The organism is Mycoplasmopsis felis ATCC 23391 (assembly GCF_000701865.1).
In the GTDB taxonomy this organism is placed as follows: Bacteria; Bacillota_I; Bacilli_A; order Mycoplasmatales; family Metamycoplasmataceae; genus Mycoplasmopsis; species Mycoplasmopsis felis.
The window spans coordinates 1-20,876 of record NZ_JNKA01000012.1; the positions used below are offsets into that span (position 1 = coordinate 1).

Sequence of the window (20,876 nt, forward strand, 5' to 3'; positions counted from 1 at the left end):
CAGAAAAGAAAGTTATTACTGTATCATTTAAAGTTTTTGAAAATAAAACATACAGTATTTCAGGGATTCAATACAAAACAAGTAATGAAGTAAAATCATTTACACCATTAACAATTCAAGTGTCAGGATTCCAAGAAGATCCGGAAGTTCCAGAAAATGTTACTGTTGAAAATAATTTAAATACTATTGAAATACCTTTAAAAAATGTTCATGAAGGTTTATCACCTGTAATGAGTGATGATAAAGTTGTTGAATTAAGTTCAAATACATATTATTTATATTTAATTAAAGGTGAAAAAGTTGACAAATACTTACCTAAGAAAATTAAAAAAGACGGGAAGTTATATAACATACCTACTAATATAAATCAAACTTCATTAGCAGTTACAGATGTACAAAGTCAAAAATTCTATGAAAAAGATTTATCAGTTGTTTATAATTTAAGTGAAAATCAAGAAACAGACGAACCACAAAACAGTGATACAAATTCATTAACTGTTATGTTTAAAGTTGGTTTTGTAGATTATAATGTTGAAGCTAAAACTCACATATATAATAATAAATTAGATATTGATCAAGCAAATTCAAATGATGCACTAAAAAGACATAATGAAACTTCACATAATATTTCAACTTTAATAGATAATAAACCTAACACAAATTCTAGATGACATAACTGAAATGATTATGATAAAGACCAAAGTAATTTTACTAACCATTTTACATTTAATAAAAAACAAAATGAGCAAACTTTTTTGATAAACACAGTTGAATTATTTTTAAAAGGTGCTCAAGAAGCAAAACTAATTTTACCTGAAGAAATTAGAATATTAGTTTCAGAAGATGGTCAAACTTACAAAGAAGTAGAACATCAAGATAAAATTAAACATTCTGATTTTGGTACAGAAAATAATGATAAAGTTTTAACTAACGGATTTAGAAATGAACAAAATAATAATGCTTCAGTAATAACTATTTCATTTGAACCAACATTTGCTAATTTCATAAGATTGCAATGAAAACCAAGAGAAAAAGCTAATTCTACTGAACAAAGCAAAAAACACTATGCATGACAAATTGGTGAAATTAAATTTTATGACATAAACAATAAGAAATTAGATGAATTAAAATCTACTTATATTAATAAAACAAATGAAAAAGAAAGTATATTAACAAATATTTCAAATTCAATTGAAAAATTTAAAAATATTGATGATGTAAGTTCAAAAAGATATAGTTTAATCAAACAAAAAGCTGATGATATATTAACAAGTTTTAATGCAAACAAAGAATCTATTAAAGCATTAGATGGTGAAAAATTTAAAGAACAAACAAAACCTTATTTAGATAAAATCAAGGAACTTAATACATTATTAATGTCAGTGAATTCTCAAAATACAACAAAAGACAAAGGTATTGAAGTAGCTTTAAAATCTGCTAGAGAAATCATAGATAACATTTATACATTCTTAAAAAACTCACCTAACGTTAACTTATTAGAAGAAAAAATAACCAAGGCAAATGAATTATTTGATTCGCTTGTTCAATTTATTAATTCAGAGAATAAAACAAAAACATTAATATTTGATAAAGTCTTAGAAGTCAATAATAAATTTAAAGAAATTGAAAATTCTACAAATATGATTAAGAATTCAGAAACTTTATTAAGTATAAATTCAGATACAGTTATGGTAAAAGAAAAAACTGATATGAATAATACTTATGAAGTATCAATGGATTTAACTATTCATAAACTAAAAGAACAAGAAAATCAATCTTTAAAACTAAAACTTAACCAAGATGAAGAGAATATAACTATAACAGAGATAGATTATAATACTTGATCTGGTGAACAAAGCGATAATACAATTTCTTCTAATTCTCAAGGAGGAGAAACAACAGAAATTCCTCAAAATAATCCAATGTCTGTAACACCAGAAGATTCTGAAACTGAAGGAGATTCATATATGCCAAGAACTAATACTTCGGTTATTACAAAAAAAATTATATTTACTATAACAAATAATTCAAATCAATCTAAAACAATTAATTTAAAAGAAGTACTTTTAGGTGAAACAAAAATAGTTGATTTAACTCAAGTTACTAATTTTGTTATACCAGGTAAAACAGCAAACCCAGATAATACTTCATCTTCTGAACCTACTACTCAACCATCAGCTTCTTAGTAAAAAAACTTATACCCACCGGTATAAGTTTTTTTACTAAGATAAAAAAGAATCTTTTTCTATTTTGAATAAAACTCTAAGTTTCTTGATCTTTTTATTATTAATAAAAACAGAAGAAACAAAATAAATTGTGATGTAAATAATTAATACAGGAATAACATCATATTTATATCAACATCACTCTAAATAATTTACATTATTATCTTTTAACACTAAGGGTAATCAAGTTGTTGTTATTGTAATACCAATTACTAAAGAAATATAAGTAAAGTGATAAACCTTGTACTTTTTATATAAGGTTAATATAAAGCAAGGGATTAAAATAATTAAAGTAACAAACAAACTAATTAAAATTCTTAATAAAGGTGAAATGTTATAGTTAGGATTAATAAGAATTTTTCAAGGAATAATTCTTCCCGAAATCAATACAGTTGTTATTATAATGATTGAGGTATAAACATTAAAAAACAATGAATAATAATTTCGTTGTTTTTTAATGTTATTCATAATTATTTCTCATTTTAATTAATTTTAATAAAAATTCTTCGAGTGATATATTTGTAGTTTCTTGTTTTCCGTATAAACGATAAGAAATGGTATTTGTGTTTCTTTCTTTTTCACCAAGAATTACTTGGATTTTTGATTTTGAAGTCTGTGCATCACGAACTTTTTTACTCAATCTTTCTTCTCGTAAATCTATTTTAGACCTAAATTCATATTCAAATAGTGTTTGATTAATTTCTTTTGCATATTCAATGTCATCTTCATTGTTAGTGGCAGGGATTACAATAATTTGTTTAGGTGCAAGTCAAAACGGCAATACTCCCTTATATTGTTCAATTAAAATAGCAACAAATCGTTCATAAGTTCCAATTAAACCACGGTGAATTAAGACAGGTGTTTCTTCTTGACCATCTTTGTTTGTAAATGACATATTAAATTTCTTAGGGAGCAAGAAGTCTAATTGTAAAGTAGAAACAGTTATTTCATGACCTAATGCTGTTTGGATTTGAATATCCATTTTAGGTCCATAAAAAGCTGCTTCTCCAATTTTTTCTTCGTATTTAACTTCAAGTTCATTTAACACGTTTCTTAATTTAGATTCAGCTTCTAATCACATTTGATCATCTTTATAATATTTATCTTTATTTTCTGGGTCTCTTAAAGAAAGAGAAACATAATCTATTTTTATTTTAAAAATATCTAATGTTTCTTTAATTAATTGATACATAGATTTGAATTCTTGTTCAATTTGTTCTTTTGTTACAAATAAATGACCTTCTGTTAATAGCATTCCTCTAACACGCTCTAAACCAGTTAAAGCGCCGGATTTTTCATATCTATAAAGTTGAGATTGTTCACTATAACGGATTGGCAAGTCTCTATATGAACGCTTTTCTGTGTTATAACATAAGATATGATGCGGACAAGTCATAGGTCTAGGTATTAATCTTTCATTTTCAACTACTATTGGTTTGAACATATCATCTTTATAATGCTCTAAGTGTCCAGAAGTTTTATACAATTCTTCTTCACCAAAGTGCGGGGTTAAAACTTCTGTAAAACCAAATTTACGGTCTTTAGATAAAATTAACTTTTTAATTTCATTATGAATATACATTCCATCTTCTAATCAAAAAGGTAAACCTTGACCGCCTAGTTTATTAAAGGTAAATAATTTCATTTCTTTACCAATTTTTCTATGATCTCTTTCTTTACGGTCTTTTAAAATATCTAAATATGTATCTAGTTCTTCTTTTGTTTCTCAAGAAGTACCATAAATACGAGTTAATTGAATATTATCAGAATTACCCCTTCAATATGCACCAGCTAAATTTAATAACTTTATATTTTTTATTGATTTAGTATTTTCAATATGTCCACCAGCACATAAATCAGTAAAAATCACTTCTTTATTTAATGGATCAACAAGTGAGTAAAAAGTTATATTTTTACCTTGACTTTTTAACTCATCATATAATTCTTTTTTATATGGTTTATTATCAAATGAATATTTAGATTCATCTACCTGTATCATTTCAAGATTTCTAGAAGCAAATTTTTTCATTAATTTTTCTATTTTTAATAATTCTGTATCACTAATAGGGTTAGGGAATTCAAAATCATAGTAAAATCCTTCGTCTGTAGCTGGACCAAAACCTAGTTTTACACCAGGGTATAATTTTTCAACTGCTGCCCCTAATAAGTGACTTGTTGTATGATTTAATAATTTATTTGCTTTCATTTTTTCCTCCATTAAAACCCATTTTTGATAATAATGAATTTAAAATAGGTTGTGCAATAGATTTAGCTTTTAATGCACCTTCTTGTGCGATATTATCTACTTGTTCTAAAGTGTATTTGTATTTTTCTTGAATTTTTTCTAACAGATTTTTGACAGATAAAGCAACCGCTTCTTTAAATTCTTTATAATTTGCATCTTTAAATTTATTTTCTGTTTCTTTTAGTGATAAATCATTTAAAGCTGCATAAATATTTAATAAGTTTAAAATGCCTGGTTTATTTTCTGAAATATATACTCTATTTTCCGAATCTGTAACTGATTTAATAATTTTGTTATATGCAGAATTTGGATCTTCTAATAAATAGATAACTGATTTTTCAGAAGATTTTTCTGATTTAGACATTTTTTGTTCGGGGTTAGTTAATGATTTAATTCTTGCACCAACTTCAGGGATAAAACCATTAGGAATTTTAAAATTAGTTTTATAGTTCTTGTTAAAACGTTGTGCAATATTACGAGTTAATTCCAAATGTTGTTTTTGATCTTCTCCAATTGGTACTAAATCAGGGTTATATAATAAAATATCTGCTGCCATAAGGGTTGGATACATTAACAAACCAGTAGGAATTTTTTCTGTACCGTTATTTTGCTTTAATTTTTGAGACTTATCTTTGAATTGTGTCATTCTCGATAATTCACCTATGGTAGTTTCAGAAGCACACAACCACTGTAACATTGTATGTTCTACAACATCAGATTGATAAAATAAAATAGTTTTATTAGGGTTTAGTCCACAAGAAAGATACATTGCAATTATTGATTTACGTGCTTCATATAATTCTTTTGGATTAACCATTCCAGTTGTTAAAGCATGTAAATCAGCAACAAAAACTATTGATTCATATTCATCTTGTAATTTAATAAAACTTTTTATTGCACCTATATAGTTACCTAAGGTTAAGTTTCCTGTGGGTTTAATACCACTTAAAAAGCGTTTTTTCATATATCTCCTAGAAAGTTTTTATATTATATTACTTTTTATTTTGTTTTATTTTATAACTAATAAAAAATAAGCAATTAGCTTATTTAATTAATGAAGGTTTTTTAAAAATAATTTTATTCGGTAAATAATATTTATTGATTTGTATATCTATACATCTTAATAAAATATATAGTCCATAAAAAACAAATATTAAAATTATAAACACTAAAGTAAAACCAAATACCGATCAAGGTCATCTACTTAGTGGGCCAAGTGTTTTAATACCAGTTTGACCCAAGTAAAATCAATTAGAGTTTCATGCAATAGATATTTTTTTGTTATTGTTAGCAATAGCTTTTGTAATACCAAAAACAGTTCAATTTATAAAAAATATTAAAATAGTAGTTGATAATGCTAATAACATACCAATAAGTAGAGTTTTTATTGTTAATTTAGTTTGTTCAGGTTTTATTATATGAATAAATACTGGTACTATTAAAACATATCAATGGGCAATTAAGAAATCTCAAAAGATGATTGTGTCATAACCTACATCAACTCCCGCTTTTTCATATCTAATAGTTCCAGGTGTTAAGTTATTATAATTTCTATCTTGTTCAACTAATTCTTTAACATAACCTAAGTTAGCAAATAATAATGCAGCAATTGCTCCAATTATTGAAATAATACTGAAATATTTAATTCAGTGACTTTTCTTAAAAATAAATAAAAACCCCATAATAGTCATTGAAAGTCTACACAAATGTATTGGTATTAGTTCTCATTTTCAAGGATAATCAGTAGTAAACAACCAAATGCTTCTAGAAAAATTTAATAAAAGAGTAATTACTCCTACAATTTGTAATACTTGATCTAAATAAAGCTTTGCAAATAAATATTTTTTATCTTTATTTGCAAAAAACAAAGTAATTTTAGACTTATATACTCATAAAACTACAACTGATAATAAAATAATTGACAAAATAACATTGAATAATATTTTAGAATCATCAAATGAAATTTGATTAAATCTTCATGTAAAAAACCCCATATATACCTCTTTATGTAATTATATCAATTTATTTTATTTAAATATAAAAAGACCTTAATTACTTCAAGGTCTTTTGAACTTTTTCCATATAATCAATACTTGTTTTGTCACTTAAACCTTCTAGTGATTCTAAGATCTTTTTAGTTTCTTTTCTAGATATATCAGGAATTATAAATTTTAATAATAGTTTTAAATCACCACTACCATATTTTGATTTTATACCTTTTCCGATTATTTTAATAATTTGTCCAGATTCATAATTTTTACTTAATTTAATTTTAAACTCACCATAAGGTCCAGGAACAAGAACTTCTTTTTCTTGCATAATATCAAAAACAGAAACAGGGTAATCTAAATATAAATCCATCCCATCCCTTTTGAAGAATTTATTTTCTTCAATATTAAATTCAATATATAAATCACCAGAAGGCCCAGAATTTTTACCAGGATTACCAAAACCTGCTAATTTAACTTGCATTCCTTCTTTTGCGCCTTGAGGGACAGGGATATTGATTGTTTTCAATACTTTTTCATGTCCTTTACCTTTACAAATAGAACATGATTTTTGTATTATTTTACCTTTACCTGAACAAGTTCTACATGTGGTTTCTTGTTGAACTCTACCAAAAATACTATTAACAGTTTGATATACCACACCACTTCCATGACAATTAGAACAATTTATAATGTCTGATGAACTTTGTGCTCCACTTCCACCGCAATTTAAACAACTTTCATGTTTATACATTTTTTCTTGGATAGTATCACCATATAACATTTGCTTAAATGAAATCTTTTTATAATATTTTAAATCATCACCTCTTCTTGGTGCATTTTTCTTATGTGAATTTGAAGAACCAAAACCACCAAACCCACTAAAGAAATCTTTGAATATATCTCCAAAACCACCAAAACCACTTTCTCCAGAAAAACCATGATTTCCAAAGCCATTAGCACCTTGATGACCGAAATTATCATAATTTGATCTCTTGTTAGAATCGGATAAAACTTCATAAGCTTCATTTAATTCTTGCATTTTGGCATCACTAGTTCCATCTTTTAATTTATCTGGGTGATATTTTTTAGCTAGATTTCTATATGCTGTTTTTATTTCTTTTTCTGTAGCTGTTTTAGATACTCCTAAAACCTCATAATAATCTCTTTTATTACTCATAGAATTATTTTAGCACATTTTAGTTTAAATTGCTAAATAAAAGGATATAAAAAAAGCACCTTCCTATTTTCACCTTTAGGCTATCGTTGGCGTAAAGAGGCTTAACTACTGAGTTCGGAATGGTATCAGGTGATCCCTCTTGCTATTGGCACTGATAATATAATACACTAAAAATTTAAAAACAAAAATAATTTATAAAAATTAATTTTTTATTTTTTTGTAAATTTTTTTTGTAATATTGTAAAATAAATAAATATATTTTTAAAATAAATCAAAGGATTATAATGCGTAAAATTGTTAGATTAAAAAATAAAATGATAGCAGAAAAAAGAGCTAAAAAACTTTCTAAAGAACATGCTAGAAATTTAAGAAGACAAGAAAGATTAGCTTCTGCTTAATAATTAAAGCCATTTCGTTGGCTTTTTTATTTATTATTTATTTAAAAGAGGTTATATGAAAGTAATTAGTTTGTTTTCGGGTGCAGGGGGAATGGATCTAGGTTTTATAAAATCTGGTTTTAAAATAATTTGAGCAAATGATTCTGATGAAGATGCTGTAAATACATATAAAACAAATATTGGTAATCATATTGTGAAAGAAGATATAACAAAAATCAAAAGTGAATCAATACCGGGTAAGATAAATGAAATTGATGTTATTATAGGTGGTTTCCCTTGTCAAGGTTTTTCTATAGCAAATAAAAATAGAAGTATAGATGATCAAAGAAATTTCTTGTATAAAGAAATGTTAAGAATAATAAAAGATAAACAACCAAAATTTTTTGTAGCAGAAAATGTTAAAGGATTATTAAATATTGAAAAAGGTAAAGTTATAGAATTAATAATTAACGATTTTAAGAAAATAGGTTATAAAGTTGATTATAAACTTTTAAATGCAGCTAATTATGGTGTCCCTCAATTAAGAGAACGTGTAATAATTATAGGTAATAGATTAGGTTTAGAAAATAATTTTCCAGATGAAGAATATGCAGATTTATTTCCTGGTGAAAAAAACTATAATAATTTGAATCCTAAATATGTTAATAGTAAGTATAAACCTTATAAAACCGTTGAAGATACAATTTCTTTTTTAAAAGATATAGAAACAGTCAACAATGCAAATGATTTTATTGTGCATAAAAAAGAAAAAATTTATAACCATATTGCAAATATGTCTGTTAAAGATAAATTTTGAGGCAGAAAATATAATGTAAATCAAAGTGAAATTTGTGATTATTTAAAATTATGAAGAGATAAAAAAGGTTTAACAACAAGAGAAATTGACAATCACTTTGGTTATAAACATACAGCGGGGCATTGATTTAGAAAAGATAATAAATCAGGTAGTATACCAAATCCGAAAGATTGATGAGAATTAAAAAAACTTTTAGGATTTGATGATAAGTATGATGAAGCAGTGACGGTTTATGAAGAAAAAAGCATTAAATTTGAGCAATCATTAAGAATAACAAATTGAAATAGAGCAAGTGACACTATAACAGCAACTATACCTGAAATTCATATTAATAAAATGAGGAGACTATCTGTAAGAGAGTGTGCTTTACTTCAAACATTCCCCAATAATTTTATTTTTACAGGAAATTTATCTTCAATGTATAGGCAAATCGGGAATGCAGTCCCCCCGTTGTTAGCAGAAAAGATAGCATTAAAAATTAAGGAAAAATTAGAGGTTTATAATGAAAAATAACTTAGAGAAGAAAGTAAGCTTAAATGACCTTAAGAAAATAGAAAAACTTGAATTAAAATATTTAAATAAGTATTATCATTTTTTAAAGTTCGCAGAAGATGAAATGTTTGAAGGTTTTAAAACAAAAGAAGATATTAAAGATGATTGATTAGGATTATATGGAACAAATGAAGGCAAAGGAATAAGTGATTTTTCTGTTGGAGCAGAAAGAATTATTTATTCATTATTAAATGGAAAAGGTATTGGTCAACCAAATTCAAGTCCAGTGGGTTCAGATTTATTTTTTGAAGTAGAAGACGCATATATTCACATTGATTTAAAAACAGTGCAAGAGGAAAATATAGGTGATTTCACAACAAGTATTTTTGTAGGAAAAAATCAAAATAGTTATAAAGGTGAGATAGTTTTATCAAATAATGAAAAAAGGATTTATATACCTTCATTACCTTATTTTTATACAAAATCAAATGGAAAAACAAAATTATGTTTAACTTTTTTCATAAGTATTTTATACAACAGGGAAACACTAGAAATATTGGTTATAGCAATCCAATGTATGCCAAACGGGTTGCTAGAATCTCATTATGGTTCGAGGGTTTTAAAAGCAGGAAAGAATTTAGATAAAGCTAGATTCAATATTAAAAATGTAAATAAGTTTGAATTAATAGAAAACCAACCATCTAGAATAAAAGTTGTTTATTTTAATGATGCTATGAGTTCAAAATTAAAAGATAAATTGAAAATATTTGATGAATTTTATTATAAAGAAAATAATCTTTAATTTATAATTTAATTTACAAGATATGGAGGTGCAATGTCTTATCAAACTTTGTATAGAAAATATAGACCTAAAACATTTGATGATGTTATTGGACAAAAACACATTGTACAAACCCTAAAAAATGTTTTAATAAATCAAAAAATAAGTCATGCTTATTTATTTGCAGGCCCTAAAGGAACAGGGAAAACTTCAGTTGCTAAAATATTTGCAAATGTATTGAATTGCAATCATAACAATGAGTTAACAAAGTCATGTATAAATTGTTTAAACAATTACAATACTAATTTTGATATTATAGAAATGGATGCAGCTTCTAATAATGGTGTAGATGAAATAAGAGTTCTAAAGGAAAAAGTAGAACAAGTTCCAATTCAAAGTAAATATAAAATTTATATAATTGATGAAGTTCATATGCTTACAAAAAGTGCTTTTAATGCTTTATTAAAAACTTTAGAAGAACCACCCAAACACATTATTTTTATTTTAGCAACCACTGACCCGCAAAAAATTCCTTTAACCATACTTTCTAGAGTTCAAAGATTTAATTTTCAAAGAGTTTCGATACCTGAAATAGTAAATCACCTTAAATTTATTTTAAATAAAGAACAGATTAATTATCAAGACAATGCACTTAGAAGCATTGCTTATTTATCTTCTGGTGGTTTAAGAGATGCATTATCACTATTAGAACAAGTTTCTTCTTTTAATAATCACAATATAACAGAAGAAAGTATTAATGAAATTTTTGGTATTCTAAGAAATGGATCTTTAATTAAAATAATTAACTTAATATACGAAAATAATTTAGATGAATTAATAGAAAATCTGTATACATTAGAAAGGAATGGAATAGATCCAAAGCAATTTGTTATTTCACTTTTAAATATCATTAAAGAGTGAATTTTATATAGAAAAACAAAAAACAAGACTTTTTTAAATTTATTAAATGAAGAAGAAATAGAAAAGATTAAATTAACAAGTAATTTATCAATTCAACTCTCAAAAGAGTTTTATGATATTTTAACCAAAATTCAAAGAACAGAAATACCATTTAATTTAATTGAATTAGGCTTAATCAAATGTTTAAAAATTGAAAATAAAGATAGTAATAAAATAAATAAAGAAACTACAATGACTTCATTTAAAAAAGAAAAACAAGAACCAATTATACAAAATCAAAAAACATTTTTAGGTGATGAATTTTTAGAAACAAAATTATTTTCAAAAAGTAAACAAAGTAATATTTTGGTAAAAGAAGAATCTAAAATTATTAATAATTTTGATAATATTCAAAAACCCACATTTAATTTTATTGATGAAATAATAGATAAAAATCATCACAAGGAATTTTTTAGTGATGAACAATACCAATGAAAAGGTCTTGATGATAATAAATACTCTCTTGAAATTACAAATTGAGCACTTGAAGATGCTCAAAATAGAAAAAAAACAGAACAATATAAAAAGAAATTTAATGATTTTGCATTTAATAATAATTTTGATGAATACAAACAATACATTGATTGACTTTCACAAACAGAAATAAAATTTGCATGTGATAGAGCAATTATATTTTATGTCTCTGACTTAAATTTAAAAGAGAAGTTAAAAGAAATTAGATATTTAAAAAGCTGACAAGATTTTATAGTTGAAGTATTTGGTGGAGAATATAAATGATTATTTTTCTTTTCCGATGATTATTTTGTAAATTCAAATAAAATTTTAAAGGATAAAAATCATATAGATTTTCCGAAAAAAATTAATGAACCTGTTTTGTTAACTACTTTGATACCAGATTCAAAAGAAGAAATAATCAAAACAAAAAAACATACTTATTTTAAAGCATGAAAGAAAGATTAAAATATTAAGAAATAGAGGAGTGAATATGAATCCAGAATTAATTAAAAGATTAAAAAATATGCAACAAGAAATGGAAAAAAAACAAAATGAATTAAATGATAAAGAATTTGTTGTTGAAAAACAAGGTATTACAATTTCTGCAAAAGGTGATATGTCTATTCAAAAAATAACAATAGATGAAGCATTAGTAGACCCAGATGACATTGAATTATTAGAAGACTTAATAGTTGTTTCATTTAATGAATTAATAGATAATATAAAAGAAGCACAAAATGAAATAGCACCAAAAGATATGCCAGGTGGGTTCCCTTTCTAGATGTTTAAATCACAAGAAATAAGCGAATTATTATTAAAAATATCGAAAATACCTGGTTTTTCAAAAAAATCAGCAGAAAAATTTATGTATTGAGTCTTTGAAAAAGATTCTCTAACATTGAACTTATTATTTAATGAAATTCAAAGAATAAAAGAAGAAACTAAATTCTGTACAAAGTGTTCGTTTTTTCTAGATAAGAATAACAATTGTGAAATATGTAATGATAAATCAAGGAAAAATGTTTTATTAGTGTTAGAAAATTTAACTATTTTAAATAAAATAGAAAAGTCAAATATTTTCAATGGTAAGTATTTTATTTTTGAAAAAAAGATTAAATCTAATACTGATTACCAAAATAATTTAGATTATATTAATGACTTTGTTAAATATTCAAAGGAATTTGATGAAGTTATTCTAGGAATTTCTCCAACATTAGAAGGTGAAATTCTTAATAATATCTTAAAAGATATACTAAAAACAAACAGTATTAAAGTTTCTCATTTAGCAATTGGGGTACCACTTGGTGCTTCAGTTGATTATATAGATGAAACAACTTTGAAAATGTCTATAAAGAATAGACAAACAGATTAAGGAGCATTTATGTTTATAACATTTGAGGGTCTAGATGGAAGTGGTAAAACTACAATCCTAAATGAATTTATCAATTATTTAAAAAACAATCTGCCTAATATTCCATATATTGCAACAAGAGAACCGGGTGGGAAAAATTTAAAAGAAGCTGAAAGAATAAGAGAGATAATCTTGGATAAATCAAGTGACTTATCACCTGTTGCAGAAGCTATGTTATATTCTACAAGTCGAAGAATACACTTAGAAAAAGTTATTTGACCATCACTTAAAGAAAATAAAATGGTCTTATGTGATAGATATATTGATAGTTTTTATGCATATCAAGGTTTTGCTAGAGGATTGGGTTATGATTTTGTTAAAACATTAACTAATTTAATTATTGATAATGCAATTCCAGATATTACAATTTTCTTTGATATTACACCAGAAAAAAGCAAGGAAAGAAGAGATAAAACTCGTTTAATGGAAGACCGTTTAGAACTAGAAAAAATGGATTTTCATCAGAAAGTATATGATGGTTATAAACGGTTAATTAAAGAAGACCCAGAACGCTTTTTAATTGTAGATGGTTCACAAAGTGCTGCAGTTGTGTGCGCTGAAGTAGTGTCTAAGTTATATAAAAATCCAAAATTTATCAAATTTATAGAGCAATATAAATAAATGCAACAAGTATTAGAAAAAATAAAAGAATTAAAAAATAATAAAAAGTTATCGCATTTTTATATCTTTAATTTTAAAGAAAAAAATGAAGATGACTTTTTATTAAGTTTAATCAATATATTATATGATAAAAAATTAGACAATAACACTGAGTTGAATAACATTAGTTCAAATATTATTTTAATAGACGGAACATCTAAAGTAATTAAAAAAGAAGAAGTCGAAACATCTTTTTATAATTCTATAATGTTATCAAATAGTAATTTAGTTTTAATTATTATCAAAAATATAGAAAATGCAACAGTGAACACTTTAAATAGTTTTTTAAAATTTATAGAAGAACCAAGTCCAAATATATTGATTGTTAGTACAACCCAAAAAATAAACAAGATTCTACCTACAATAATTTCAAGAGCACAAGTTATTAACATTAATACAAAAAAAGAAACAAACAATAATTGAACTAATATTCATTATTCAATAACTAAACAAAAAGATGTTCCAGAAGATATATTAAGAACAAATGAAAAAATATTCAACAAATTTTCAGAACTATTTATAAATCACTTCCAAAAATTAAACCTAAATTCTTGTATAGAATTAACTTATTATATTAAGACAAACATAAATAAAAAAGATGATTTTTTATTATTAACATTAATTTATTTATCTAACGTTTCTAATGTATTTTTTAGCCAAATAAAAGAAATGCAAGAGCTAAAAATAATTTTACACAATGATAAATCAATGGACCATTATCAAAAGTTTTGTGAATTACTTTATGATTTTTTTGACAAAATTTCAAACTATAATTTAGATTTTCAAATACAAAAAATAAGTTGATTAATAAAATTTACGGAGATGTATGAGTAAGTTATATATAGTTGGTACTCCAATAGGTAATTTAAAAGATATAACATTAAGAGCTTTAGAAACTTTAAGTACTGTTAATATAATTGCTTGCGAAGATACTAGAGTTACATATAAATTATTAGATAAGTATGATATTAAAAACAAGAAATTAATAACAAATAATGTGCAAACAGAGAAAAAAACAAGTAACATTATTTTAAAATATCTTTTAGAAGGACAAACTGTTGCACTAGTTTCTGATGCAGGAATGCCATTAATTTCAGATCCAGGTTTTGATATTTTAAATTTAGCTAAAGAAAATAATATTGATATTGAAGTTATACCAGGTGTTTCTGCATCTACAATGGCATTTACTGGTTCAGGTTTTTCAAATACTTTTTCATTTTTGGGTTTTATGAAGGATAAAACAATTCAAAGAAAAAATGAATTATCAAGTCTAACAATAGGTACTTATATTTATTTTGTATCACCTCATAAATTAATTAATACACTAAATGATATTTATGAAGTATTTGGGAATAATGTTAAACTATGTCTAGCTAAAGAATTAACTAAATTATATGAAAAATGATATTTTGGAACCCCAGAAAGTATTATAAACGAATTGGATTCAAATAGTATTAAGGGTGAGTATACTTTAGTTTTAAATATCCCAAAAATTAAACATGTTAAAATTAATAAATATGAAAAAAACAAAAGACCCGAATAGGTCTTTTTCTTAATCTTGTTTAGCTTTGTTAACAAATTGATCTAAACGTGAGTGTTTTCTAGCACCTTTGTTTGTATGGAAAACACCTTTTGAAACTGCTTTAGCAATAACTTTATGAGCTTGAGCAACTAATACTTGTGCTTTTTCATCTTTTGCTAAAACTGCTTCTCTAGCTTTACGAATAGCAGTTTTTACACGAGATTTCATTGCTGAATTTTTTACACGTGCAGCTTCCATTTTTGCTATACTTTTAATTTTAGATTTAATATTAGCCATATTAACCTCCCTTTTTCTATGTTGAAAAATCTTGTATATTATAATATTTTTTTTAGAAAAATAAATTATTTATAATTCTTAATTATTGAATATAATTTAATCATATCAGCTGATAGCTATGTTATTAATTTAATGTAGAGGAAAGTCCGTGCTAGCACCAACTGAGATGTTGGTAGTGTTTGTGTTAAACCTAATAAGTTTAAGCTTAGACGACTAGTGCCACAGAGACGAGTAAAGTGAAACGCGGTAAACTCCACAAGCTAGAAACCCAAATTTGGTAGGGGAACCAAAACGCGAGAAATGAATTAAGTTTTGGAACATTTTCAATGTTAGATAAATTATCAGCACCTATTTATAGGAACAGAACACGGCTTATGATATAAATACTATTCTAACGAATAGTATTTTTTATTTTTTATAATATAATGTTTTAATAATTAAAATATAAAATTTTGTAGAATTATTTATAAATTCGAATACAAGGGAAAAATGGAAAAATTGAAAAATTTCTTTACATTAAAAAATATTAAAAAAATCACTGTATTAATTATTTCAACAATAATTTTTATTTTTTCAATAATTATTGTTTCATTAAAAATAAACAATAACTTTAGACCGGCTTTTTTTAATTACAAGTCTTATATAGCACCTTCAAATGAAGATATACTGAATAAAAATTTTGAATATAAAACATTCAATGAAATTAATGAATTTACTATTGCTTTAAATAATAATAAAGCAGTTGGTGGTATAGGAAGTGATTTTCAAGCAGCAAGTTTAATTCAAAAAAACTTGATAAGAAAAATTGATTTTAAAAAATTATTAAAAATTGATAAAGAAATAAAATCAAAAGAAGAATTAAAAACTATATTATCTAGGATATATACTCCAATAGTATTTAAACATCTAGAAAGTTATGACGGTCATTTAGGTTATGAAAAAGATGGAACTATCAAACATTTATGAGAATATTTTGTTCCTTATTATGCTCAAGATGGTGTTGTAGCTTATAATACCTGAAACAAAACAGGTCAAAATTATAAGAAGGTTATTACAGAACAAGATTTAATAGAAAATAAAAAGCGTTTAACTTCACAAAGTCAAAATGATGAATTCAAAAAATACTTAAAAGATAATTCCTTATACAATATTTTAAATGTAGTAAAAGAATTTGATTATAAAAATTTAGTTATAACAGATGCTGTTAGAGTTAACATGCTATATGGTTCATCATTTAACTTAAATAATGAATATAATCCAGAAAACCATACAGGAGTTGTTACTGACAATAACTTTCAACAACACATTAATAGTTTTGTTAAACTAATAAATGAATCAACTCAATCAGATTTAACAAAAAGTAAAAATATATCATTTAATGGTGATGGTCAAGGAATAATAGCATCATTGTTAGATCCTAATAGAGTTGATGTGAATGTAGCTATAATTTATAATGGTGATGCATTAGATGCTTATTATTCAGAAGGAAATGGTTTTAACATTAAAGATCCACAAACAAATGAAACTATTGAATTACCTGATGGAAGTGTTGAAGTAATTAAATTTAATGAGAATATTTTGTTAGTAGATGGTTTGGTTATAGCAAACGAGATTTCTGAATCTACAAGAGATATTTTATATAATGATTTAACTGAATCTATTTTTAAAAACTTAGGTTATTTATATAATAATAAAAATATAAAACACACATTATTAAAAATATATGATGAGTATTTAATAGATGTTTTAAGAGAAAAAATAGTTAAAGAATTTGTTAATGATTTTTCTGATGGAGTTCTTGAATTTAATGAATTTAAATCTAAATTATTAAAATTATATGAAAAAACAATTAGTGAGACTTTAAAAGATGATGATTTAAATTTATTTAGACAATTCACAGAAGATGAAATTTTAACTAATGATAAACTTAAATTGGTATTTAGTAATATTTTGAACATATCTTTAGATAATATAGAAGAATTAAAAGCAAAAACTTCATTTTTACTTTCACATATAGATTTTGCAAACGAATCATTTGAAAAAAGATTAAATGAAGATTATCCAAATTTAGTAAATTTTGATTTTATTAATTATACTCCTGCTAATATAGTTGATTATAGTATAGTTAGAAGAAACTATTTTATAAATGATGATAATACATACGATTTAAAAGCTATTGATATTTATGAAATAACAGATAAAAAGAAAACAATTAATCATAAAAATATTTCTGGTGTTAATGATAAATTACAATCACTATTAGATACTTATTATTTTTCAACCATAAAAAGATAAGAGGAAATTATGAAAAAAACAACTAAAAAATTATATTTATTACTAGGTTCTATGTCACTTGTTGCTTTACCTTTGACAATAATATCATGCAAAAAAAATGGAATAAATGACAATGAAACTAAAGAAACTAATTTTGTTATTAATGAAATAAAAAAACAACAAAATGATAATTCAATTAATTTATCGATTTCTTTTAGTAAGTTTTCAAAAGAAACAGTTCAAAAAGTAGAACTTGGTTACCAAAAAGAAAACGATTCTATTATCCAGAATGTAGAACTAAATAATGTAACTTTATCTAATGGAATTATCTTTGTGTTAAATAACTTAGAAACTAACATTAAATATAAGTTAATTTCTTTATTTATTGATGGATTTAACATAACAGACCTGAATTATGAATTTATACTCGAAAATAAAATAAATAATGTGCCTTCTGAACCAGAAAAACCAATAGAAAATCCCACTGAAAATCCAGGGTCAGGTGACATAGATGCAGGTGGCAATCAACCTCTACCGAAACCAGAACCTCAACCAGGTCATAATCCAGGTTCATCTGAACCAAATCTTCCAGAAAATACTCCAGATAGAAAACATCAAGAAATGGAGTTTTTATTACCAAAATTAAATAAACTTGATGTAAATACCCCTATTACAAACCCAGGAAATATTTCAAATCCTAAAACAGTTTTCGATCACACAGAATTCCCTAAGGAAATAGTATTAGAAAAAAATACACATAATGATAATTTAATTGAAAACTACTTTAGAAATGAAATGAAGAAAGTCTTGCAATACATTATAGGTCAAGGTACAGATACACCTGATATTCCAAGATGATTCAATATTTATAGCACACAAGAAGAACGACCTGATTTTTATTCTTATATCCCCGACTTAATAGTAAGATTAAAAGAAAATGATAATTTATATTCTTATAATCATTCAATATTCCCATCGCTTGTTCAGGATAATGAATTAACGATCAAAGAAAATAAACTAGTTTGACAAAAGAATTTAACTAATTTCTTAAATAAAGATTTTTCAAAAAGAAAAATTAGATTTACTTTAGAAAAACAAAAACCAACAACATTCTTTTTAAGTGGTATAGCAAAAACACCAATATTTGTTGATATTGATTTAGAAAGTTTATTAAATTCAGAAAATAAAACACTTACTGAAAGAATAGAAAATTCTAATTATTCATTTAGTGCAACTATTATAGATAGTCAAATTAAAGTTGAATTTACAAATAACGAAAACAAAGAATTTTCATTTGATTTTGCAGACAATCAAACTAAAGATGTGTTTTCAAAATTTGGTATTACAACAGAAATTTCATACCTAACCAAAGAGGAAAATAATGAACTATTCACAATTAGTTCAAAACCTTTCATTAATGATTCTCATGCTAAATTAACAACTAATCAAAATTTTTACTCAGATGAAAATAATTTAAAAGCATATAGTGGTTTAAGAGTTTTACCAAAAGATACAAATAGTTTTTTTGATAAAATCAGACAAAGAGTTTTTGTTGTTGGTGGAGGAACATCAACAATGGTGTCAAAAGTAAAGCCAAGCGATCCAAATAGTACCTTATATTATTTCATTACAAATAGACACGTTTCTGATATCTTAGAAACAAGATGAAATGATCCAAGAGTCTTAAATAAAGTTTTAATCCCAGATTTTTCAGATGAAAAAATAAGAAATAGCGCAAGTGATATTTCTGTAGATGTTCAGAAAAATTGATTTGAATTTAACTTCTGACAAGCAAAAGATCAAACTAGAAGAAATGGAACAATTGATAATAATCGTAATTTTAAAGATGCTGATATATCAATTAATATAATTGATATTAAACCAATTTTAGACAAAGCAATTGCAGAAAATAATACAAAAATTATTAATTACTTCCAAAATTGAAATAACTTAGAAACTCTTAAATTAAGCAAAAAAACTAAATATCTAGAAAAAGATAATTATGTCAAGTTTTATCTTTCAAGTTTCCCTCAAGACCCACATGCTGGTTTTTCTGGAAGAAGATATAGAGAACACATAATTAATAAACTAGAAGATATTAGACCAAGTGATCAAGCAAGAGAATTTGCCACATATGGAAACTTCAGATCATTCTTTATAAAAGATAAGGAAGGTTTTGGTATTAAATATGATTTAATATCTGGCGGTTCAGGTAGTGTTGTATATGATGAAGAATTTAATATGGTTGCTTTATTTATGCAAAACTTAGGTGATGATGAATATGGTTTTGGTTTATTATCTTCATTAGATTATGATTATTTTGGATATGAAACAAATAATAATCCAAATTCATTTAAGAAAAAACTTGAAGAAAAAATAAAAGAAAATCCAAACAAATTTGAGTTAATAGAATTGTAGAATCTTTATAATAAAATTTAAAACTTGGTTTATACAACCAAGTTTTAAATTAATTTTGCTGCCTCTTTGTCTAATATAAATGTAACATCTGAATGAGTTTGTAAAAAACTAGCAGGTACATTAGAAGTTATAGTTCCTTTAATAGCATCATATATTGCTTGTGCTTTAGAAGAACCATTTGCTAATAAAATAATTTTTTTAGCTTCTAAAATAGTTCCCACACCCATAGAAATAGCAGTTTTAGGAACATTATTAATACTATTAAAATAAATTTTGTTTGACTGTATAGTACTTTCGGTTAAGCTAACTTCTTTAGTTCTATCAGTTAATAAAGAACCAGGTTCATTAAATGCTATATGACCATTTGTACCAATACCTAAAATCATTAAATCTATTCCGCCTTTTTCTTTGATTAGGTTTTCATAATTTTGTGCATTTTGTTGTATATTACCTATTCCGTTTGGTAAATGAATATTCTCTCTTTTAATATTAATATGATTAAATAAGTTTTGATCCATAAAGTAGTGATATGAACAAGGGTTTTTAGGTTGTATACCAACGTATTCATCTAAATTAAAAGATACTACATTTTCAAAAGAAATTTGATTTTTTTGATATTTTTGAATTAACTTTTTATAAGTTTTAATTGGTGAATTACCTGTAGCAAAGCAAATTTTAATGCTTGGATTTTTCTGTATTTGACTAGTTATTAAATCAGCTGCAAAATCTGCTAATAAATCATCATTATCTTTTATTATTATATTCATAATTTA

The 20,876-nt window shown here is 24.7% G+C and carries 18 protein-coding genes, 1 rRNA gene and 1 other RNA gene; 12 read left to right on the forward strand and 8 right to left on the reverse strand.

All coding sequences use genetic code 4. The features are described 5' to 3' along the window. The coding region (locus T405_RS03940; protein WP_036430430.1) for a hypothetical protein at positions 1-2,186 on the forward strand (2,186 nt) is incomplete at its 5' end. 36 nt (positions 2,187-2,222) lie between these two features. On the opposite strand, the gene T405_RS01620 is transcribed toward T405_RS03940, so the two are convergent. From T405_RS01620 to rrf, 6 genes are all read right to left on the reverse strand, one after another. Next, positions 2,223-2,693, reverse strand: a complete 471-nt coding sequence (locus T405_RS01620; protein ID WP_036430432.1) for a hypothetical protein — start codon at positions 2,691-2,693, stop codon at positions 2,223-2,225. Then, positions 2,686-4,431, reverse strand: a complete 1,746-nt coding sequence (thrS, locus tag T405_RS01625) for a threonine--tRNA ligase (protein ID WP_036430434.1) — start codon at positions 4,429-4,431, stop codon at positions 2,686-2,688. The genes T405_RS01620 and thrS overlap by 8 nt, the downstream gene beginning before the upstream one ends. Beyond that, the gene (trpS, locus tag T405_RS01630) at positions 4,418-5,434 is read right to left on the reverse strand and encodes a tryptophan--tRNA ligase (protein WP_036430437.1); all 1,017 of its coding nucleotides are present in this window, start codon (positions 5,432-5,434) and stop codon (positions 4,418-4,420) included. Before trpS ends, thrS begins: the two co-directional genes overlap by 14 nt. A gap of 79 nt (positions 5,435-5,513) precedes the next feature. After that, positions 5,514-6,464, reverse strand: a complete 951-nt coding sequence (locus tag T405_RS01635) for a TMEM164 family acyltransferase (RefSeq protein ID WP_051619531.1) — start codon at positions 6,462-6,464, stop codon at positions 5,514-5,516. 58 nt (positions 6,465-6,522) lie between these two features. After that, positions 6,523-7,638, reverse strand: coding sequence for a DnaJ C-terminal domain-containing protein (locus T405_RS01640; protein ID WP_036430439.1), 1,116 nt, complete (start codon positions 7,636-7,638; stop codon positions 6,523-6,525). Positions 7,639-7,688: 50 nt separating this feature from the next. Next, a 5S ribosomal RNA gene (rrf, locus tag T405_RS01645) occupies positions 7,689-7,794 on the reverse strand. A 297-nt stretch (positions 7,795-8,091) separates the two neighbouring features. On the opposite strand from rrf, the gene T405_RS01650 reads away from it, so the two are divergent. From T405_RS01650 to rsmI, 8 genes are read left to right on the forward strand one after another with little or no spacing between them, the layout of a single operon-like run. Next, positions 8,092-9,345 carry a DNA cytosine methyltransferase gene (locus T405_RS01650; protein WP_036430441.1) on the forward strand — a complete coding sequence of 418 codons (1,254 nt, stop codon included), beginning with the start codon at positions 8,092-8,094 and terminating at the stop codon, positions 9,343-9,345. Beyond that, the gene (locus T405_RS01655; protein WP_198763721.1) at positions 9,335-10,126 is read left to right on the forward strand and encodes a PDDEXK family nuclease; all 792 of its coding nucleotides are present in this window, start codon (positions 9,335-9,337) and stop codon (positions 10,124-10,126) included. Before T405_RS01650 ends, T405_RS01655 begins: the two co-directional genes overlap by 11 nt. Before the next feature lie 33 nt (positions 10,127-10,159). Then, positions 10,160-11,986, forward strand: coding sequence for a DNA polymerase III subunit gamma/tau (dnaX, locus tag T405_RS01660; RefSeq protein WP_036430443.1), 1,827 nt, complete (start codon positions 10,160-10,162; stop codon positions 11,984-11,986). A gap of 25 nt (positions 11,987-12,011) precedes the next feature. After that, complete coding sequence (locus T405_RS01665) at positions 12,012-12,302, forward strand: YbaB/EbfC family nucleoid-associated protein (protein ID WP_036430445.1); 291 nt, start codon at positions 12,012-12,014, stop codon at positions 12,300-12,302. After that, positions 12,303-12,893, forward strand: coding sequence for a recombination protein RecR (locus T405_RS01670; RefSeq protein ID WP_036430446.1), 591 nt, complete (start codon positions 12,303-12,305; stop codon positions 12,891-12,893). Between the two features lie 9 nt (positions 12,894-12,902). After that, on the forward strand, positions 12,903-13,553 hold the full coding sequence (gene tmk, locus T405_RS01675) for a dTMP kinase (protein ID WP_036430447.1): 651 nt from the start codon (positions 12,903-12,905) through the stop codon (positions 13,551-13,553). After that, positions 13,554-14,426: a hypothetical protein gene (locus T405_RS01680; protein WP_036430448.1), complete on the forward strand. Its 873-nt coding sequence runs from the start codon at positions 13,554-13,556 to the stop codon at positions 14,424-14,426. After that, positions 14,419-15,135 carry a 16S rRNA (cytidine(1402)-2'-O)-methyltransferase gene (gene rsmI / locus T405_RS01685; protein ID WP_036430449.1) on the forward strand — a complete coding sequence of 239 codons (717 nt, stop codon included), beginning with the start codon at positions 14,419-14,421 and terminating at the stop codon, positions 15,133-15,135. Before T405_RS01680 ends, rsmI begins: the two co-directional genes overlap by 8 nt. Before the next feature lie 9 nt (positions 15,136-15,144). Here rsmI and rpsT read toward each other — a convergent pair whose 3' ends face one another. Beyond that, on the reverse strand, positions 15,145-15,411 hold the full coding sequence (gene rpsT / locus T405_RS01690) for a 30S ribosomal protein S20 (protein WP_036430450.1): 267 nt from the start codon (positions 15,409-15,411) through the stop codon (positions 15,145-15,147). A gap of 101 nt (positions 15,412-15,512) precedes the next feature. Between rpsT and rnpB the strand changes: the two genes are divergently transcribed. From rnpB to T405_RS01700, 3 genes are all read left to right on the forward strand, one after another. Continuing rightward, an RNA gene (gene rnpB, locus T405_RS03780) (RNase P RNA component class B) lies at positions 15,513-15,790 on the forward strand. A gap of 110 nt (positions 15,791-15,900) precedes the next feature. Then, positions 15,901-17,706, forward strand: a complete 1,806-nt coding sequence (locus T405_RS01695) for a hypothetical protein (RefSeq protein WP_036430451.1) — start codon at positions 15,901-15,903, stop codon at positions 17,704-17,706. 9 nt (positions 17,707-17,715) lie between these two features. Then, the gene (locus T405_RS01700; protein WP_051619532.1) at positions 17,716-20,103 is read left to right on the forward strand and encodes a hypothetical protein; all 2,388 of its coding nucleotides are present in this window, start codon (positions 17,716-17,718) and stop codon (positions 20,101-20,103) included. 44 nt (positions 20,104-20,147) lie between these two features. Here T405_RS01700 and nagB read toward each other — a convergent pair whose 3' ends face one another. Next, entirely contained in the window at positions 20,148-20,870 is a 723-nt protein-coding gene (nagB, locus tag T405_RS01705) for a glucosamine-6-phosphate deaminase (protein ID WP_036430452.1), read from the reverse strand. Positions 20,871-20,876: the final 6 nt, after the last annotated feature.